General features: G+C 59.8%; 17 protein-coding genes. 8 read left to right on the forward strand and 9 right to left on the reverse strand.

Features of this window, described 5'->3' with window-relative positions; all coding sequences use genetic code 11:
• Positions 1–62: 62 nt before the first annotated feature.
• Genes VMY05_08535 through VMY05_08545 form a run of 3 tightly spaced genes read left to right on the forward strand, consistent with a single transcriptional unit; the run spans position 63 to position 2,888 of the window.
• Positions 63–1,397 carry a dihydrolipoamide acetyltransferase family protein gene (locus tag VMY05_08535; GenBank protein HUV31117.1) on the forward strand — a complete coding sequence of 445 codons (1,335 nt, stop codon included), beginning with the start codon at positions 63–65 and terminating at the stop codon, positions 1,395–1,397.
• The gene (gene lipB / locus VMY05_08540) at positions 1,397–2,101 is read left to right on the forward strand and encodes a lipoyl(octanoyl) transferase LipB (protein ID HUV31118.1); all 705 of its coding nucleotides are present in this window, start codon (positions 1,397–1,399) and stop codon (positions 2,099–2,101) included. The genes VMY05_08535 and lipB overlap by 1 nt, the downstream gene beginning before the upstream one ends.
• 40 nt (positions 2,102–2,141) lie before the next feature.
• Positions 2,142–2,888: an SDR family oxidoreductase gene (locus VMY05_08545; GenBank protein ID HUV31119.1), complete on the forward strand. Its 747-nt coding sequence runs from the start codon at positions 2,142–2,144 to the stop codon at positions 2,886–2,888.
• Between the two features lie 20 nt (positions 2,889–2,908).
• On the opposite strand, the gene lgt is transcribed toward VMY05_08545, so the two are convergent.
• From lgt to VMY05_08565, 4 genes are read right to left on the reverse strand one after another with little or no spacing between them, the layout of a single operon-like run.
• Positions 2,909–3,733 carry a prolipoprotein diacylglyceryl transferase gene (gene lgt, locus VMY05_08550; protein HUV31120.1) on the reverse strand — a complete coding sequence of 275 codons (825 nt, stop codon included), beginning with the start codon at positions 3,731–3,733 and terminating at the stop codon, positions 2,909–2,911.
• The gene (locus VMY05_08555) at positions 3,723–4,649 is read right to left on the reverse strand and encodes a phosphatase PAP2 family protein (protein HUV31121.1); all 927 of its coding nucleotides are present in this window, start codon (positions 4,647–4,649) and stop codon (positions 3,723–3,725) included. The genes lgt and VMY05_08555 overlap by 11 nt, the downstream gene beginning before the upstream one ends.
• Positions 4,633–5,355: a 16S rRNA (cytidine(1402)-2'-O)-methyltransferase gene (gene rsmI / locus VMY05_08560; protein ID HUV31122.1), complete on the reverse strand. Its 723-nt coding sequence runs from the start codon at positions 5,353–5,355 to the stop codon at positions 4,633–4,635. Before rsmI ends, VMY05_08555 begins: the two co-directional genes overlap by 17 nt.
• Before the next feature lie 10 nt (positions 5,356–5,365).
• On the reverse strand, positions 5,366–6,175 hold the full coding sequence (locus VMY05_08565) for an NAD+ synthase (GenBank protein HUV31123.1): 810 nt from the start codon (positions 6,173–6,175) through the stop codon (positions 5,366–5,368).
• Between the two features lie 125 nt (positions 6,176–6,300).
• Here VMY05_08565 and VMY05_08570 point away from each other — a divergent pair, with 125 nt between their 5' ends.
• Together VMY05_08570 and VMY05_08575 are read left to right on the forward strand one after the other, a co-directional pair.
• Positions 6,301–6,720 carry a single-stranded DNA-binding protein gene (locus tag VMY05_08570; protein ID HUV31124.1) on the forward strand — a complete coding sequence of 140 codons (420 nt, stop codon included), beginning with the start codon at positions 6,301–6,303 and terminating at the stop codon, positions 6,718–6,720.
• Between the two features lie 205 nt (positions 6,721–6,925).
• Positions 6,926–7,504 carry a hypothetical protein gene (locus VMY05_08575; protein HUV31125.1) on the forward strand — a complete coding sequence of 193 codons (579 nt, stop codon included), beginning with the start codon at positions 6,926–6,928 and terminating at the stop codon, positions 7,502–7,504.
• On the opposite strand, the gene lpxD is transcribed toward VMY05_08575, so the two are convergent.
• From lpxD to rplU, 4 genes are read right to left on the reverse strand one after another with little or no spacing between them, the layout of a single operon-like run.
• Entirely contained in the window at positions 7,505–8,539 is a 1,035-nt protein-coding gene (gene lpxD / locus VMY05_08580) for a UDP-3-O-(3-hydroxymyristoyl)glucosamine N-acyltransferase (protein HUV31126.1), read from the reverse strand.
• Positions 8,520–9,059: an OmpH family outer membrane protein gene (locus VMY05_08585; GenBank protein HUV31127.1), complete on the reverse strand. Its 540-nt coding sequence runs from the start codon at positions 9,057–9,059 to the stop codon at positions 8,520–8,522. The genes lpxD and VMY05_08585 overlap by 20 nt, the downstream gene beginning before the upstream one ends.
• 23 nt (positions 9,060–9,082) lie before the next feature.
• Positions 9,083–11,557 carry an outer membrane protein assembly factor BamA gene (gene bamA / locus VMY05_08590; GenBank protein ID HUV31128.1) on the reverse strand — a complete coding sequence of 825 codons (2,475 nt, stop codon included), beginning with the start codon at positions 11,555–11,557 and terminating at the stop codon, positions 9,083–9,085.
• A 23-nt stretch (positions 11,558–11,580) separates the two neighbouring features.
• Entirely contained in the window at positions 11,581–11,895 is a 315-nt protein-coding gene (rplU, locus tag VMY05_08595; GenBank protein HUV31129.1) for a 50S ribosomal protein L21, read from the reverse strand.
• A gap of 239 nt (positions 11,896–12,134) precedes the next feature.
• Between rplU and uvrB the strand changes: the two genes are divergently transcribed.
• The 3 genes from uvrB to VMY05_08610 all read left to right on the forward strand — a co-directional run bounded on the left by uvrB (position 12,135) and on the right by VMY05_08610 (position 16,142).
• Complete coding sequence (gene uvrB, locus VMY05_08600) at positions 12,135–14,177, forward strand: excinuclease ABC subunit UvrB (GenBank protein HUV31130.1); 2,043 nt, start codon at positions 12,135–12,137, stop codon at positions 14,175–14,177.
• A 35-nt stretch (positions 14,178–14,212) separates the two neighbouring features.
• Entirely contained in the window at positions 14,213–15,163 is a 951-nt protein-coding gene (locus tag VMY05_08605; protein ID HUV31131.1) for a hypothetical protein, read from the forward strand.
• Positions 15,164–15,329: 166 nt separating this feature from the next.
• Entirely contained in the window at positions 15,330–16,142 is an 813-nt protein-coding gene (locus tag VMY05_08610; protein HUV31132.1) for a prohibitin family protein, read from the forward strand.
• A 50-nt stretch (positions 16,143–16,192) separates the two neighbouring features.
• Here VMY05_08610 and VMY05_08615 read toward each other — a convergent pair whose 3' ends face one another.
• On the reverse strand, positions 16,193–16,825 hold the full coding sequence (locus tag VMY05_08615) for a hypothetical protein (protein ID HUV31133.1): 633 nt from the start codon (positions 16,823–16,825) through the stop codon (positions 16,193–16,195).
• Between the last annotated feature and the right edge of the window lie 420 nt (positions 16,826–17,245).

Below are 17,245 nucleotides of genomic sequence, written 5' to 3' on the forward strand. Positions count from 1 at the left end.
GGACATATATTCCGACCAGATATCAGGCAAGCCGAATCAAAAACCAAGCAGGGGATAGCGAGATGGTAGTTGACGTACTGGTCCCACAGATGGGAGAATCCGTCCTCGAGGGCACCGTCCTTGAATGGAAGGTGAAGGTGGGTGACCGGGTTGAACTCAACCAGTCGCTGGTCGAACTCATGACTGACAAGGTCAACGTCGAAATCCCGGCCGAGAGCGCGGGCGTCCTTACGGGCGTCTTTGCCAGGGACGGCGACGTGGTGCCGGTCGGCACCCGTATCGCCACTATCGATGACGGCCTTGACGGTGACGCCGTCGAAGCTGCCCCGCCCGCGGCCGAAGAAGTCGCGGCAGAGCCGGCCGCGCCGGCGGCGGTGCCTGCCCCCGCTCCGCCTGAAATCAAGACTACCGCCCCCGTCGGCCAGGGCAAAATGTCTCCCAAGGTCAGGATGATGATACGGGAATACGGTCTGGACCCGGCTACCATTGCGCCCACCGGTAAGAAGGGACAGGTGACCGTGGCGGACGTGCTGCGAGCCGTCGATGTTCGTTCGGCGGCGGCCGGCTTTGTTGCCGGCCCGGTTCCGCCTGCGGCTCCGCCTGTTGGCCCGGCTCCTCCGGAAGCCCGACCGGCCGTGCCGCCGGAGCCGAAAGTCAGGGTAGAAATCCCGGTGTTCGAGCCGCTTCCGGCCAACCTTCGTGAAACCCGCCAGCCCCTGGTCGGCGTCCGCAAGATGATCGCCGATCATATGACCCGCTCGAGGGATATCTCCGCCCATGTCACTACCTTCGAGGACATCGATATGACCGAACTGGCTAGGTTCCGCCGCGGGGCCAAGGAATCGTTCATGGCCACTTACGGGGCCAACCTCACGTTCATGCCGTTCATTATCAAGGCGGTCACCGTAGCCCTGAAGGAATTCCCGAAGATGAACGCGTCTCTGACCGAGAAAGAGATCGTCCTGAAAAACTACTACCATATCGGCGTGGCGGTGGCCCGCGAGGAGGGTCTGATCGTGCCCGTGATACGGGACGCCGACCGCAAGACGATAACAGAGCTGGCGGTGGAGCTTGCCGACATCGGTACCAGGGCGCGCAACAACCAGCTGTTGCCGGATGACGTGGCCGACGGCACTTTCACCATCACCAATGCGGGCATGTTCGGAGCCAGCGCGTCCACCCCGTTAATCAACCAGCCTCAGGTGGCCATTCTCGGAGTGCACGCAATCATGAAACGGCCCTGGGTAATCGAGGACCAGATTGAAGTCCGGGATATTTCCACCTTCGGTCTGTCCTTCGATCACAGGCTGATAGACGGCCACACGGCCGTACAGTTCCTGCATCGCGTTCACGGATACCTGGCCGACACCAGCAGGCTGTTGTTGAACCTTCGCTGATGAGTTCTCGGGAGAATAGCTGTCTCTATGGATGGCACCTGCAACTCGGCCGTGTCGACTACCGGCGCGTTCTCGACTGGCAGCGCGGGCTGGTCAGGATGCGCGGGCAGGGCTTGGCCCGGGATACCATCATCACCGTCGAGCATCCCCCGGTAATCACGGTGGGCAGAGACGGCCACGCCCGGAACTTCAGCGAGGCGCAGTGCCAACCCGTCTTTGTGGAACGGGGCGGCGACGTTACGTACCACGGGCCGGGTCAACTGGTAGTCTATTTCATCTTCAACCTGGACCGCCGGCACCGCGATTTGCACCGGTTCATGGGGGACGTTCAGGACGGCGTCATTGCGGCGCTGGCCGATTACGAGGTCGCCGCGAGGAAAGACAGCGAGCATACCGGCGTCTGGGTTGGCGACAGGAAAATCGCTTCGGTCGGGCTGGCCGTCAAACGGTGGATATCGTACCACGGGGCGGCCGTGAACCTGAATACGTCCTCGGCCGACTTTGCGGGAATCCGGCCGTGTGGCCTGGATCCCGATGTCATGACCTCGGTACAGGCGATCACCGGCAGGCCGACAGACCTGCAAGCGTTCGGCTCGCTGCTGGTTCAGAAGTACGCGAACACCTTCAAGACCACTTTCACGCCGGTGGCGCTGGAAGATCTGGCCGAAGATGTCGAAAGCCAGGCTGGCGGCTACGAAATCTGACGGATAGACACACACCGCTTGGTGTAACGGGAGACACCCAATGGAGTTAAAGGGAAAAGTTGCATTCGTATCCGGGGGGACGCGCGGGATAGGCCTGGCGGTAGCTGAGAGGCTGGCTCGGCAGGGGGCCAACCTCGTTCTGAACTATTTCCGCAGCCGCCAGGCGGCCCGAGACGCCGAGGAAAAAATAAAAGGGCACGGGGTTCAGTGCTACACGCATCGTGCGAACATGGGCAATCACGACCAGATCCCGGGCATATTCGAAAGCATCAAGGAGCGATTCGGCAAACTGGACATCATGATCTCCAACGCCGCCCTCGGCCTGTACACCTCGCTTCTGGATATCGACGACAAGGCGTGGGATCTCTCTATGCACACCAACGCCCGGGCCTTCCTGCATTGTATCCAGCTGGGCGCGGGCATTATGCCTGACCACTCGCGGATCGTGACACTTTCGTCTCTCGGTTCCATCAGGTACATTCCCGGCTATTCCGCCATCGGCGTTTCGAAAGCGGCCCTCGAGAACATCGTTCGGTACGCGGCCATTGAGTTTGCGCCCCGCAAGATTACGGTCAATTGCGTCTCCGGCGGGTTCATCGATACCTCGGCCCTGAGGGGCTTTCCCAATTACGAGGATATGAAGAAGGAAGTCGAACAGCGCACGCCCTTCGGCCGGGTAGGCAAACCGGAAGAGGTTGCGGACGTTGTCGCGTTCCTGGCCAGTCCGAGGGCGAGCTGGATCACGGGCCAGACCGTCATTGTCGACGGCGGCTATTCCCTGATGTGAGGCGGCGGCGCGGGCGCAGCCTACGACGAACGGGCGTCCACGCGAGCACCGGGTGCTACCCGCCTGCTCCCGGCAACGTAGATGATAACACCGGTCAGGAAGAGCACTACCGACACCACCTGGTTGTAGGTGGGCTGAATCGAGCCCAGCGAAAACACCATCGCCTCTTCATAATACCGTACGTATTCGATAGCGAACCGGAAGGTTGCCTCCGCCATGAAGAGGACGGCGATCAACTGCCCCGTGAATCGTCTCCGCTTCATCAGGTAGTGCAGGGTGACAAAAAGCAGAAGACCGTAGAGCGAACTGTAGATCTGCGCGGGGTGGAGATGTTGTTGGCCGAAGACGGCGAACGGAATCGACCCCGCCGGAAAAGTCACGCCCCAGGGCAGCTCGGTCGGGGTGCCGAAACAGCAGCCGTTCAGGAAGCAGCCAATCCTGGTCAGGGCCAGGCCGATGCCGAGGGTCGGGGAAAAGTAATCAAACACGTCCAGCACCGGCAGACCTTTGCGGCGGCAGTATACGATGGTACCGGCAAGGCCCAGCAGCACGCCGCCGTACAGGTTCAGCCCGGCGATGCCGAACCGGTCAGAATGCAGGGGGTTGAAGGCAGCCCCCCAGTTGCCGGCAAACTCGGACACGTGCAAAGCGATATAGGCCAGCCTCGCCCCGATGATGCCGCCGAAAACCAGTATGTAGGCCACTGTCAGGTATTGTTCGAATGGCTTGCCGTCGCGGCTGCTCACCCGGTAGATGTAGTAGACCCCGAGGAGGAAGGAAAAGGCCAGCATCAGGCCGTAACTGCGAATGGGCAAAGGGCCGATGTGAAACAACTCAGGTAACATATTCCGTTCTCGTCTCCGTTCGCGCGGGCTCCCTGCCACCGGCTCCGGACCACGCGTCATAGTACTTCAAAACAAGGACATAGGCAAGGACGCCGATTGCGGCCCCCGCAACGACGTCCGAGACGTAGTGATACCGCCCCCAGACGGTACCTATGGCCAGGCCGACAGTGACCGGCAGCAGGGCCAGCCCTGCCGCTCGGCTCAGACGGAAACCGTAGAACATGACCACCAGCGCCACGGCGACGTGTGACGACGGCATGCAGCCGCCGTGAAACGCCCCGTTGGTGATCACGAACTCGGTCAGGGGGCGAAAGAGCGGGCCCGCCACGTCGTGAATGAATTCGTTCGCGAAGTGGAAACGAGGTCCCTCGATGGGGTAGAGGATGAACATGACGTACGAGAGGAAAAAGGCCAGGCAGATTGCGGTCAGCGCCCGCCGGATGAAATCGTATTCCTTCCTGACGTACAGCACGATGAACAGCCCCGGAACCATCAGGTAATAGCTGAGATAACAGAGCGAGAAAAGCTCGTTGAGCCGGACGCTAAGCAGGTGTTGATCGATGTAGAGCGTCGGGTTGACGCCGAGGATCATGTGTTCGAAGGTCGTCAACTGCCAGTCGAAGAACCCGTCGGAGAAAAGAAACACCATGCCGCCCATGGAGCGGTAGAACAGACCGAACAAAAGGACCGGGTACAACAGCCGCAGGAACCCCTGCACGCCGCCGGCGCGCGCATCCGCGAATTGAACGATCACCACTATCAGGAGGATGACCGAACCGTATAAAGCGAGCTGGGCGGTATAATCGACGAGCGGGCGGCCGAGGGCCAGCGCGAGCGTAATCAACAGCAGGCAGAAACCCGCCACGAGCCAGTCGTACGGATACAGGCGAGATGCAAGACTACTCGTCGGCGGCAACTTTCGAACCCCTCCTCTTTGCCGTGACGTCACCGGCCACCACCAGCACGATCTCACCCTTGACGGCCTTCCGGCCTATTTCTTCAATAATGCCGCTGAGCGCTCCACGGATGTAGGTTTCAAACTTCTTGCTGATTTCGCGGGCGAGACACGCCGGCCGATCCCCCAGAACCAGCAGCATATCGTCAAGACAACGGTGCACCCGGTGCGGGGACTCATAAAAGACCAGCGTATGCGGGTACGGTTTAATCTCGGTCAGGCGTTTGCGGCGAGCCGTGGTTCGGTTCGGCAGAAAGCCTTCAAAGGTGAACCGGTCGGTGGGGAGCCCCGAGGCCGTCAGCGCCGGCAGCAGGGCCGAGGGTCCGGGGAGGGCCTCAACCGGCAGACCGCTCTCGATCGCTGTCTTCACGATGCGGTAGGCCGGATCGGAGATGCCCGGCGACCCGGCATCGGTGATTACAGCCACTGTCTTTCCCTGTTGGACGTCCCTGACCAGTTGGGCCGAACGGGCCCGTTCATTGAACTCATGATAACTGATCAGTTTCTTCTTCAGGTTGAGGCTCTTCAGAAGCCGACCGCTGACCCGCGTATCTTCACAGGCGACGAGATCGACGGCCTGCAGGGTTTCAATCGCCCGCCTGGTGATGTCTCCCAGGTTGCCGATAGGCGTGGGGACCAGGTATATCTTGCCGGGCGGGTTTGCCATGGACGGAAGCCTAACGGTCAAGCTGGATATACTCCGGGACGGGCGGCTTTCCGATCGGCGCGACCGGCGGCATGCGGCGTTTGAAGGCGTTGCGATTCAACAGAGACACGACGCGGCTGATGCTCAGCGGGTCGAACCCTTCGCTCTCAAGCTGCGACAGGGACGTCACGCCGTCATCTACGATGCGCATGAGCAGTCGGTCGATCACGTCGTACGTAACGCCTATCTCGCCCTCGTCCGTCTGGCCTGCCCAGAGGTCGGCGCTCGGGACCTTGCTGCGAATCGCCTCCGGTATGTCCAGTGCCGCGGCCAGTTGCCGGACTTCCGTCTTGTAAAGATCGCCTACGGGATTGACGGAGCAGGCGGAATCGCCGTAAACGGTAGTATACCCCAGACAGATTTCGCTCCGATTGCCGGTGCCGAGCACGAGCCGGTCGGTTCGGTGAGCGACGTCAAAAAGGATCGACATGCGCTCGCGAGCCATCTTATTGCCCGCCCGCAGCCGATTCGACTCGTCGATCTGCTTGAAATAGGCGTCGATCATGGGCGAAATGTCGATCAACTGGTGATCAATCCCGAGCCGGTCGACCAGGTCGGCGGCATCATCGATGGCGCTTTGGGATGACGTCCGGTACGGCATGAGCACCGCCAGCAGTTTATCCGCGCCGACCGCCTGCACCGCCAGGGTCGCGGCCAGCGCCGAGTCAAGGCCGCCCGATAATCCCACCACGTAGCCCGACAGACCGGACTGGTTCAACTGGCCTGTGATAAACCTCTTGATGGTGGTTATTGCCGTATCCTGGTCGAATGGTATTCCCATGGTCTGGCCCGCAACAGCCAGTACGATAGGCAATTCGCCATGGGCGAACAAGGAAAATCCCCTTGTGCTTGACACCCGTTGGGCGCGCTGGTATATTCGTGCAAAATCAAGCGGTAGAGGGCAGAATGAGTGTAAACAAAGCTATCTTGATCGGCCGGCTGGGGCGGGACCCCGATCTCAGGTATACGCCCGGCGGCAGAGCGGTCTGTTCATTTTCGCTGGCGACTTCGGAGGCGTGGAAGGGCCAGGACGGACAGCGCAATGAGTCTACCACCTGGCACAACATCGTGGCCTGGGGGAAACAGGCTGAGGTGATCAAGGAGTACCTGCGCAAGGGCAGGGAAGTTTATATCGAGGGGCGAATCGACAATCGCAGCTATGACGACAAGGAAGGCAACAAGAAGTACGTCTCCGAGGTGGTCGTCCAGCAGTTCCGGTTTATCGGTTCGCGGGCGGACGCGGAAGTGCCGGCATCGGAACCGCCTCCCGCCGACGAGGTCGCTCAGCCGCCCGACAGCGGCAACGACGACGACCTTCCGTTCTGAGCAGAACCTGAACATGCAACTTTGATCAGCCCCGCCGGTCGGGGCTTTCTTCTGTCCAGGATCCACACACCGAATGTTCCGACATTGGACTAAGGATTGACCTCCGCCGGACCGAATTCCAGTTGCGGAAACCGCGCGGAAGAGCGCCGGACCCGAACGGCGGCGCGGAACGACATATGAACAAACGAAAACAGGAGTGGATACCATGGCCGACGAAGTAGCAATCAGTCCGGTTCAATGCGCCCGGGTACAGCGGGTGCGCCTTTACCGAACGGTCGTGTTTATGGGTGCCTCCGCGACCGTGGCCTGCGGGTCGATCATCATCTATTTCAACACCGCCCTGTCTTCGGCGGCTGTCGCCGAGTTTTTCACCCGGGCCGAGCTGGCCGCCGTCACTCTTATGCCGTACATGATTTCCGCCGTGATTGCGGCGCTTACGGCCACGGCGGTGCTGACCATCCTTCCGGCGACCCGTTACGTGGGCCCATCGCTTCACCTGGTCGCAACTCTCAGGAAATTAGCCAGCGGTAATCTGACAACCCACTTGAGAGCCAGGACCGAGGACCCTCTTCGCGACGTATCCAACGAGCTGAACATGGCCGTTGAAAGCCTTAACCAGCAGGTTACCCAGTGGAAACTGATGAACCGGATTCAGTGGGGTGCGCTCTGCCGGGTTCGCATGGCCGCCGAGCACGGCGACTGCGATGACGTGCTGCACTTCGTACAGGAGATGGAGAAGAACTGGGACCGGATCGCCGAGATAGAACGCGTCCTGGTGACGTGATTACTCCCGCGATCTCTTTTCGATATCCCTGACGCGTTTCAGAAGTTGCGGGAGATGGGCCAGGGCAGCCTCGATCTTCTTGGTTTCCATGATGTCCCGCGCCGGACTGCCGAACATCGTCTTGCCGGCCGGGACGGACTTGGCAACCCCGGACTGCGCCCCGACCCGAACACCGTGCCCGATCTCGATGTGCCCTATCAGCCCGACCTGGCCGGCAAGACGGACGCCGTCGCCGATCCTGGTCGATCCGGAGATACCGACCTGGGACACGATGATGCAGTTTTCGCCGATTTCCACGTTGTGCGCGATCTGCACCAGGTTGTCAATCTTGGTCCCGCGGCCGATTCTCGTAGGCCCGATGGAGCCCCGGTCGACTGTCGTGTTGGCGCCGATTTCAACGTCGTCGCCGATCTCCACCCAGCCCACCTGGCGGACTTTTTTCAGGCCCGACTCGGACTGGGCAAAACCAAAGCCGTCCGATCCGATGACGGCGCCTGAGTGGATAATAACGTTGTCGCCGACCGTGCATCCATCCATAATCTGCACGCCGGGATACAGCAGGCAGTGGCTGCCTATCGTAACGTTGCGACCCACAAATACCGAAGAGACAAGCTGGCCGTGCCTGCCTATCCGGCTTCCCTCGCGGACGTGGCAGAGGGGGCCGATGGCCACAGGCTCGTCAAGGTGAACGTCGGGCGCTATTACCGCACTGTCGTGGCAGCCGGGGGCAACGAGTGGAGTTTCCGGATACAGGAGATCGACAATGCGGGCGATCGTCAGGTAGGGGTTCTCGTGACGGATGACCGGGCAGCGGCCGCAGGCGGTGTCCGGGTCGAGCACGAGGGCGGAGGCACCGGTGGTCTCGATGAATTTCGTGTACGCCCGGTTGGCGACAAAACTGATGTCGCCGTCGCCGGCGTGCTGGATCGGGGCGACGGCGCTGATCTGCACGTTGCCGTCGCCGCCCAACTCCCCTCCCACCCGGGAGGCGATTTCCGCCAGTGAAAGGGTCGTTCTATTCTTCGAGCTTATCAAGGTATTCAAGAACTTTGTCGGTTACATCATAGGACTCTCTGATGTACCCCAGACCGCTCTGCATGGTAAACACAACGTCGTAACTCTCTTCTTCGGCCAGCAATCTGATGGCCTCGGTCACTCTTTCCAGCAACGGGACGATCAGTTCTTCCTGTTTCCGCTCGGCCGTTCCCCCGGGTGCATAGATCTGCTTGGTGTATGCGTCCAGGGCCTCGCTCTTGGTTCGGATTGTCGCCTCGCGCTCGCGCCGCTTTTCCTCTGACAGGATCAGCTTCTGCTTGTCGTACTCGTCGATGATCTCCTGCAGTTCCGTCTGCTTGGTCGTCGCCTCGTCATCCCAGGCCGTGCGCTCGATCTCCCACTGCTCCTGTGCGCGCTGCCAGGCCTTGTACTCCTGCTTTATTCTCTCGTCGTCGACAAAGCCGATTTTGAGTGCCTGCGCCGAGACCGTCGAGGCCAGGACGGAAAAAACAAGGGCCACGGCGAGAGCCGTGAGCATCCCTATCTGGATTCTTCGCATGCTCTGTATCTCCTGACTTACGGTTATCTGAAAGTCGTGCCTATTTGGAAATGCGGTTTCCACGCTTGTTCTTCACCGTTTGGCGGCGGGTTCAGAGGATAGCCGAAATCGAAGCCGATGGTCCCGATTCCCGGGACCACCAGGCGAAAACCGAACCCGGCACCGGCGAAAAGATCGGTGAAGGGCCTGATATCCCTGCGCTGCAGCCAGCTGTTTCCGGCGTCAAAGAACAGTAGAGCGTAAACCGACCGTTCCGCGATCGGGAATTGCAGCTCCAGGTTGGTGACCAGCATGTATTTGCCGCGCACGCGGGTCTTGAACGACGGAAGAAAGCTGGTGCTGTCCGGGGTCGAACCTATCGGAGCGTTCGGGTCAAGGTAGAGGAACGTCGTGTCAGACTGGGTGACCGTCGAATCGGGCGTCAGGCTGCCGTCGTCGTAGCCGCGGACGATCCCGTCGAAGGTCGTGCCGCCGGGGGTGAATCGGTCGGACAGCAGGATCCGGTTATCCCCCGCCGGCGATGTGATGACGCCGTATTCCACCTTGGCGGCCACCGCGAACTTCCAGAACAGCGGAATGAACTTGGCCACCGAAACGGAGTGCTTCTGATACTCCCAGAAGCCCCCGAGAATGCCTCCGGTCTGGGCAAAGGTGTACGAAAGGACCGATCCTCTGGTCGCGAATTCGGGCAGATTGCGCGAATCCCGCGTGACGGTCATGCTGAACCGGGAGGCCGCATTCCACTTCTCGTCGTAGGCGAGCACTGAACCGGGAATCGCACCGCCGATGATAGTGGTGTCACGAGCCGCGACGTACTCACCGTCAACCGAATCCGCCGCCCACATGTACGTGGTCTTGTAAGAGTTTTCCTTTCGGAAGAAGTCGTCAAAGTCGTAGAAGCGGTTTCGTTCGAGCCGGTACGACGTGTAAACGCGGACGTAATTGTCCGGCCAGCGCAGCCGCCGACCCAGCCGAATCGCGCCGCCCTGGCGACCCTCGGTGTAGTCGTTAAACCAGCGACGATTGAGCAGGAAGAGGTCAGCCCCCAGGAGCGTCGGCCGGCCGAAAAGGTACGGCTCCGTGAACGACACGTTAAAGGAGTTTCGCCGGCTCCCGAAGTCGACGTTGAAGGAGATATCCTGGCCGTTGCCCCTCAGGTTGGGGATGCCCATGCCGAGCGACCCCACCAGCTTGTCCTGGCTGTTGTACCCGGCGCCGGCCGAAACCTGTCCCGTCTGCTTCTCCTCGATCTTGAATTCCAGGTCGACGTCGCCGCTGGGCAGGTCGACCGGCACGGGTTCGACGTTGGCAAAGTAGTTCAGCGCCATTACCTCTCGAATCGAGCGCAGCAGCAGGGACCGGTTGAACACCTGGCCGGGGAAGACCCTGAGTTCCCGGCGGATCACCTTCTCCTTGGTCTTGGTATTGCCCACAATGTTGACCAGGCGTATATGGGAGGGCAGCCCCTCGTTAACGTCGTAGCTGATGTCAATGATGGAATCGTTGCGGGTCAGCTTTTCATCGAGGACGCGCACGTGCAGGTGCCCGATTTCCTGGTAGGTGGTGTAGATTTCGTACAGCGACTCCTCGTATGTCTCGGCGTTGAAGGTCTCGCCCGTATGGAACTTCAGGCCCGCCCTCAGAATCTCCTCGCCCATGATGTCCGTGCCTTTGAATTCCGCGTTGCCGAAGTAATACAGCGGACCTTCGTAAACCTCGAGATAAACGGTCATCCGGTTCGTCTCGGGGTTGATGTGGGTGGAATCGGACACGAGATGAGCGTCGATGAAACCGCGTTTATGGTATTCCTCGACAATCTTCTGGAGGTCTTCCTCGTATTCCTCCTGGGCAAAATCAGAGCTTTTCAGGAAGCCGCGTTTGCGGTTACGCATCTTCTTGATCAGGTCGTTTGCCTTTACGCGCACGTTGCCGGTCATTACGACCCGTTCCACTTTCACCTTGGAACGTTCATCGATGCTGTACGTGAGAGACGCGGCCGTGGAGTCCTCGCTGTACTCCAGCGCGGAGCTTACCTCGGCCCGGAAATAGCCCTTCTCGGCATAGAGATCGAGAATCTCCTGCCGCTTCAGATGAATCAGGTACGGCGAAATGTAACCCCCGACACCGAGGGCCAGCTTCTCCTTGATCGCCTTGGTCTTGATCTTCTTGTTGCCGGTTATGGTGAGCCCCTCGAGCTTGGGCAACTCTTTGACAACAATGGTCACCCTGAGCCCGCCGGTGGCTTCCTCGGCCTCAATGCGGACGTCTGAGAAAATACCCAGGCCGTATAGTCGCTGCAAGGTTTCCTGTGTCGCCGACTGCGTCAGCGGCGAACCGAGGTGAATTGACGAGACGCCCAGGATAAGCGACTTGGTGGCGATACGGTTGCCCTCTATGTCCAGCGCGACCACGTTGTATTCCGTCTGCGCCGGAGCATCGTGCGCGGCCAGGAAAAGCACGAATGCCAGAAGGAGAGCCGTCCGTACTCTGCAAGTCATCAGTCCACCAACCAGCCGTCCACCTACGGCGTGACTATTTTGCGGATCCTGACTTCCGTATAATCCTGCCTGTGTCCCTGTCGGCGACGGTACTTGGTGCGCCGCCGGTACTTGTAAATCTCAACCTTGTCACCTTTTCCGTGCTTCAGCACCTCGGTTTCCACCCGGGCACCTTCGATGAAAGGTGTGCCGACGATACTGGAGTCCCCGGTTTTCACGAGCAGGACTTTATCGATATCCAGCTTTTCGCCCTCGGCATCGGGCCGCAGGGCGATTTTCAGCACCTCGCCTTCTTCGCCGCGGTACTGAAAGCCGGAAACTTCAAAAACTGCATACATCACGCAGCCTCCAAACATTCAAAAGCCGTTAACGGATTTAGACTTAAGCCCAAGAATCTAACGAATATGCCGGTCAAGTCAAGGCATTTTTCCATTCACCCAACTCCCGAGGCAAACAAGGTTTGACTTTAGACGCCTTTTCCGGCGTGAAGTTCCAGCAGACTGTCCCCGGCTATTAGTGATTGCCGCAGGGCCGGCAGCCGGTATATTAAGAGCAAAGGTGCAGAACCGGCCAAACGATGGCAGTAAGGACCAACCAGACGCAACAGGATCAGAAGACCGTGTTTGAGCTTCAAGCCCCGTTCCCACCCCGGGGCGATCAGCAACAGGCCATCGAAGAGTTGACCTCCGGCCTTCAGGCTGACCGGCGGCATCAAACGCTGCTGGGTGTCACCGGTTCGGGGAAAACCTTTACAATCGCCAACGTGGTTGCCAGGTATGGGCGTCCGGCCCTGGTCATTTCTCACAACAAGACGCTCGCGGCGCAGCTTTACGGCGAGCTCAAGGCTTTTTTCCCCGGGAATGCCGTTGAGTTCTTTATCAGCTACTATGACTATTATCAGCCGGAGGCGTACATTCCCACCACCGATACGTTTATCGAGAAAGACACCAAGATCAACGAAGATATCGACCGGTTGAGGCTGCGTGCCACCGCCTCCCTGCTGGAGCGCAGCGACGTTATAATTGTGGCTTCCGTCTCCTGCATTTACGGGATCGGCCTGCCGGAGGAGTACAAGCGTCAGATGCTGTTTCTGGAGACAGGGACACAGGTCGACCGGGACGAGACCATTCGCAGCCTGATCGACGTTCACTACAGGCGCAACGACATAGACTTTTCCCGTGGCAACTTCCGGGTGCGCGGCGACACGATAGAGTTGATCCCGGCATACCGCGAAACCGCGCTGCGGGTGGAGTTCTTCGGTGATGAGATCGAACGCATTACGGAAATCGATCCGTTGACGGGGCAAATCCTGGCTGAGCGCACGAAGGTCGCAGTCTACCCGGCCAAGCACTTCGTGACGACACGTCCGATCCTGGAGAAAGCCATCGGTCAGATCGAGGCGGAGCTGGTCGAGCAGCTGGAGATTTTCCGTTCGCAGGGCAAGCTGCTTGAAGCCCAGCGGTTGGAGATGCGTACGCGCTATGATCTGGAGATGCTCAGGGAAATCGGCTACTGTAGCGGCATCGAAAACTACTCGCGCTACCTGACCGGCCGGGAGGCCGGGGAGAGGCCGAAGTGCCTGATCGATTTTCTGCCCGCCGACTTTATCACCATTATTGACGAATCCCACCAGACCGTGCCCCAGTTGCGCGGCATGTATGCCGGTGACCGGACGCGCAAGGAGACGCTGGTTGCTCACGGATTCCGGCTGCCCTCGGCCCTCGACAACAGGCCGCTGTTTTTCGACGAGTTCAAGGGGCTGATGAACAAGACCATCTACGTTTCCGCCACGCCCGCCGACTACGAGCTTCAAGAGTGCGAGGGCGTGGTTGTGGAGCAGGTGATCCGCCCGACCGGTCTGCTGGACCCGCTTATCACCGTCAAGCCGCTGTCGAGCCAGGTCGACGACCTGCTCGAGCAGGTCCGCAGCCGTGCCGCCCGGGGCGAACGCGTCCTTGCCACTACCCTGACCAAACGGATGAGCGAAGACCTGACCGCCTACCTGAGCAAGATGGGCGTTCGCGTCCGCTACCTGCATTCCGAGGTTGACACCATTGACCGGACGGAGATTATCCGTGACCTTCGTCTGAGCGAGTTTGACGTGCTGGTCGGCGTGAACCTGCTGCGGGAAGGGCTGGATTTGCCGGAGGTTTCGCTGGTGGCCATCATGGATGCCGACAAGGAGGGCTTTCTGCGCTCGGAGCGCTCGCTTATTCAGACGGCCGGACGCGCGGCACGCAACAAGAACGGGGAGGTGATTTTTTACGCCGACAAGATCACCGACTCCATGAGGAAAGCGCAGGAAGAGACCAACCGTCGCCGCACCAGACAGACGGCCTACAACCTCGAGCACAACGTCAATCCGGAGACGATTCACAAGACGCGCGAGGAAATCCTGAGGTCGACCAGCTTCGCCGACAGCAGGACGGTTGTCGACGCGAAGTACGAGAAACCGGAGTACTTTGCTATGATGTCCCACGAGGACCAGCTTGCCTTCATGCTCAAGGTCATGAGGAGATCCGCGCAGAATCTCGAGTTTGAAACGGCTATTCTGATCCGCGACGAGATCAAGCAACTCAAGGACAAAGTCAAAAAGAACAAAACAAAACGGAGGCGGTAACAGTATATATTATGGTACGTTTTGGCGGTTCAATTATGGTGAGACGAAGGCACATCCGGTACGCGGTCATCCTGGCAATCGCGATTTTTGCCGGCATGTCCGGCTGCGGGGAGAAGGACGTCCCGTTCGTTATCGATGCCGACGAGGTTGCCGCGTACGTGCAGCAATCACCGGAAGCCGGTGAGTTGTTCCGTACCGGCGGCCTGTTCCCGACCGAACCGTATGTTGTCGGGCACCAGGATTCCGCCACGTACCGCGACAGGATACTCAGCCACAAACGGACCATCGACGTGGGCCTGGTGCCGCTGAGACTGCCGGACGGCAGTCCCAGGCCGGAAGAAGATGTGTATGCAGACTACGGCCTGCTCGGGCGATTGCGCGAGGCATGGGCGACGGTTACGGACGAGTTCAGCATCGAGACCACGCGCGCTTTTGCCGCTGAGACACTCGTGGACACGTCCGACCGCGAGTTCGTCAGGTACGGCTTCTTCCTGAAGCTCGGCAGTGACGCGCAGGACTATGTCGGCTGGAAGCTTTACGGCTACAACGGATTGGGGTCGGTCAATGCGCCGCTGTACGTGTCGATCACCGCTCCCAGCGGTGATCGTGATACTAGCTTCACGGGTAACCTCAACCTTTACACCAATCGGTCCCTGACCGTCTCGGCTGCATTTGGCGTCCGGGATTACGTCAAGCTGGAAGATATCGTTCAGATAAACAACGGCGGCGTGCTGTCGGTGGTCACTCAGTGGGCGGGCTCGGTGACGAGCGCGAAGCGCGACTATCCGCTCATCGCGGCCGACAGCCAGGAGGGATTTCGCACACAGACACTCGACCAGGTTCAGCAGTCGCGCGACAGCTACAGCGGCAGCGTGGACACGAGAAACGGCAGCAAAGCGAGATACGGCTTCTTGTTCTTCCAGTCGATTCACGACGACGAATTCTTCCCCACCCGGCGCTGGTGCGTTCCCTACCGGCTGTTCTGAGGCGCCGGCGCGCCGCCGACAGCCCCGAATTCTGCCTCCACCGTAACGGCATATGGCCGGTCGCGGTCATCGCGGCTCGTTTTTAGTTGAATAGCCGGTGTGCCGGGTGGTACTTTAGGTAGACAAAGCAGAGTTGTCTCAATATCAAACATTACATGGAGGTAGTATGAAAGCACGGAGGATATCCGGGTTACCGCTTCTGGCAGTGGTACTTGTGGCCCTCGGCGCGGTCGGCTGCGGCACGCAGATTCCGTCCGGACACAGGGGGGTCTTCTTCAGCACTTTCGGCGACGGTACGGAGTTTGGCAAGATCTATGATGAGGGATTCAACTGGCACCTGCCGTGGAACAAGATGATGGTCTACAAGGTGCAGATCCAGGAGCGGCGGGAGGACCTCACGGTACTTTCGTCGGACGGCGCCACCATTCGCATGGAGGCATCGGTCCTGTACGTGCCGCTTGTGCTCAAGCTTGACTCTCTCCAGGTAACGATAGGGCCCAACTACTACGACGTAGCCCTGGCGCCGAACCTCAGAGCGGTCGCGCGCGCCGTCGCGGGACGCTACAAGCCGGAGGAGATTTACTCGACAAAGCGCGAAGAGCTCCAAAACGAGATTGTCCAGGAACTGACGTTGCAGATATCAGGCAAGTTTATCGAGGTCCAGAGCGTCCTTATTCGCGACGTCCAGATTCCTGCCAAGATCTCCGAGGCCATCAATTTCAAGCTGACGGCCGACCAGGAAGCCCAGAAGATGCAGTTCACCATCGAGAAGGAACGACTCGAGGCGGAGCGAAAACGGATCGAGGCCAGGGGCGTCGCCGATTTCCAGACGATCGTGGCAGAAGGCATCACGCCATCCTACCTGAAATGGAAGGGGATCGAGGCAACTCTCAAGATTGCCGAGTCTCCGAACACCAAGGTCGTGATTATCGGCAACTCGTCCGGAGATCTGCCGATTATACTCGGCGGGGACAAGTAATCAAAGGCAGCGGTGCCGCGATTCGATAGCCGGTCCGTACGGGGGCTCGCTTAAGGGTGATAGCGGCGAGCCGCTTCTGACTCCTCGGGGTCAGTCCGCCCCGTGTAGACGGGCTTGCCGAACCTTACACAGACAAGGGCGCCCAGGAAGGACCGCTCAGGGTTGAGGTTTGCGAACAGGTGAAGACTGCCGCTCAGGCGGGATTCGGGTAACGAAGTCACCTGGATTTCCAACGGCATTCCCACCGTCGTGAATTCATCCTCCTCGTACTTGGGGAAGAGATACCCCGGCAGTTGCCGTCCGAGTCGGCTCCCGCCGACCACGGCAATTCCTGCCGACAGCGAGATCGTGATACGAGATCCGGGCCGGATGAGCCCGGCCAGCAGGCCGACATCCCAGACCGTTTCCTCGGGAAAATCGAAAAAACGGGTCTGCGAGTTCCACATGCAGCGTAGCGTCACCAGCTTACCGTCTCTGCGCGCGGACAGTGTTGCGCCCGCCGCGTAGGCGAAGTTGCCCCCGCCCAGACCGGCGCTGAACCACGAACCGCGGTGCCGTGGATTGTATTGCAGTTCCTGTCCCGAGGCGGGGCAGGCGTCAAGGCATAGCAGGGTGATGGCCAACACGAGCGTAGCCAGCCGGGTAGTGAAGCGAGTATTCAAGAGTGGGTAGTTGTCCAACACGCGAGGCCTCCTGCCGGTTGTGTGCATGCAGCGGCGCTCCCTTTCACCCGGTCGCGGGTCCCGTGGATTCCGACGGCCCCCGCACGTGGTTGAAAGGTGGGCATCGACGGGTAACATCACGTCCCCGTCGGACTAAAGCTATGCATCTTGCGGACTAAGTCAAGGGGATATATCCCGTACGGGTTGGCTGACGGCCGGCAGCCGAAGGTGCACGGCGGACGGGCCAGGTCTGCACGTCGCAGCTTCTGCGTCCATCCACCATACGCAGCCGTACCAAGATCATCGCCCGGAATTGTGAAGTAGCCCCCACGAGGTCCATATTGTTGGATATTCAGGCTGGCCGCTCTGACGGCTTCGCTCGGTTTTGCGCGGACGGGCCGGCCGGGGCAAACCCGGAGTCTATATGCCATGATCGGCGAC

It is taken from the genome of Acidobacteriota bacterium, from assembly GCA_035529075.1.
Taxonomy (GTDB): domain Bacteria; phylum Zixibacteria; class MSB-5A5; order GN15; family FEB-12; genus DATKXK01.

Excerpts from the sequence above, each read along its gene's own strand:
- VMY05_08535 (HUV31117.1), top strand. The coding sequence starts at position 63 with ATGGTAGTTGACGTACTGGTCCCACAGATGGGAGAATCCGTCCTCGAG.
- lipB (HUV31118.1), top strand. The coding sequence starts at position 1,397 with ATGAGTTCTCGGGAGAATAGCTGTCTCTATGGATGGCACCTGCAACTC.
- VMY05_08545 (HUV31119.1), top strand. The coding sequence starts at position 2,142 with ATGGAGTTAAAGGGAAAAGTTGCATTCGTATCCGGGGGGACGCGCGGG.
- lgt (HUV31120.1), bottom strand. The coding sequence starts at position 3,733 with ATGTTACCTGAGTTGTTTCACATCGGCCCTTTGCCCATTCGCAGTTAC.
- rsmI (HUV31122.1), bottom strand. The coding sequence starts at position 5,355 with ATGGCAAACCCGCCCGGCAAGATATACCTGGTCCCCACGCCTATCGGC.
- VMY05_08565 (HUV31123.1), bottom strand. The coding sequence starts at position 6,175 with ATGGGAATACCATTCGACCAGGATACGGCAATAACCACCATCAAGAGG.
- VMY05_08570 (HUV31124.1), top strand. The coding sequence starts at position 6,301 with ATGAGTGTAAACAAAGCTATCTTGATCGGCCGGCTGGGGCGGGACCCC.
- VMY05_08575 (HUV31125.1), top strand. The coding sequence starts at position 6,926 with ATGGCCGACGAAGTAGCAATCAGTCCGGTTCAATGCGCCCGGGTACAG.
- VMY05_08585 (HUV31127.1), bottom strand. The coding sequence starts at position 9,059 with ATGCGAAGAATCCAGATAGGGATGCTCACGGCTCTCGCCGTGGCCCTT.
- bamA (HUV31128.1), bottom strand. The coding sequence starts at position 11,557 with ATGACTTGCAGAGTACGGACGGCTCTCCTTCTGGCATTCGTGCTTTTC.
- rplU (HUV31129.1), bottom strand. The coding sequence starts at position 11,895 with ATGTATGCAGTTTTTGAAGTTTCCGGCTTTCAGTACCGCGGCGAAGAA.
- uvrB (HUV31130.1), top strand. The coding sequence starts at position 12,135 with ATGGCAGTAAGGACCAACCAGACGCAACAGGATCAGAAGACCGTGTTT.
- VMY05_08605 (HUV31131.1), top strand. The coding sequence starts at position 14,213 with ATGGTGAGACGAAGGCACATCCGGTACGCGGTCATCCTGGCAATCGCG.
- VMY05_08610 (HUV31132.1), top strand. The coding sequence starts at position 15,330 with ATGAAAGCACGGAGGATATCCGGGTTACCGCTTCTGGCAGTGGTACTT.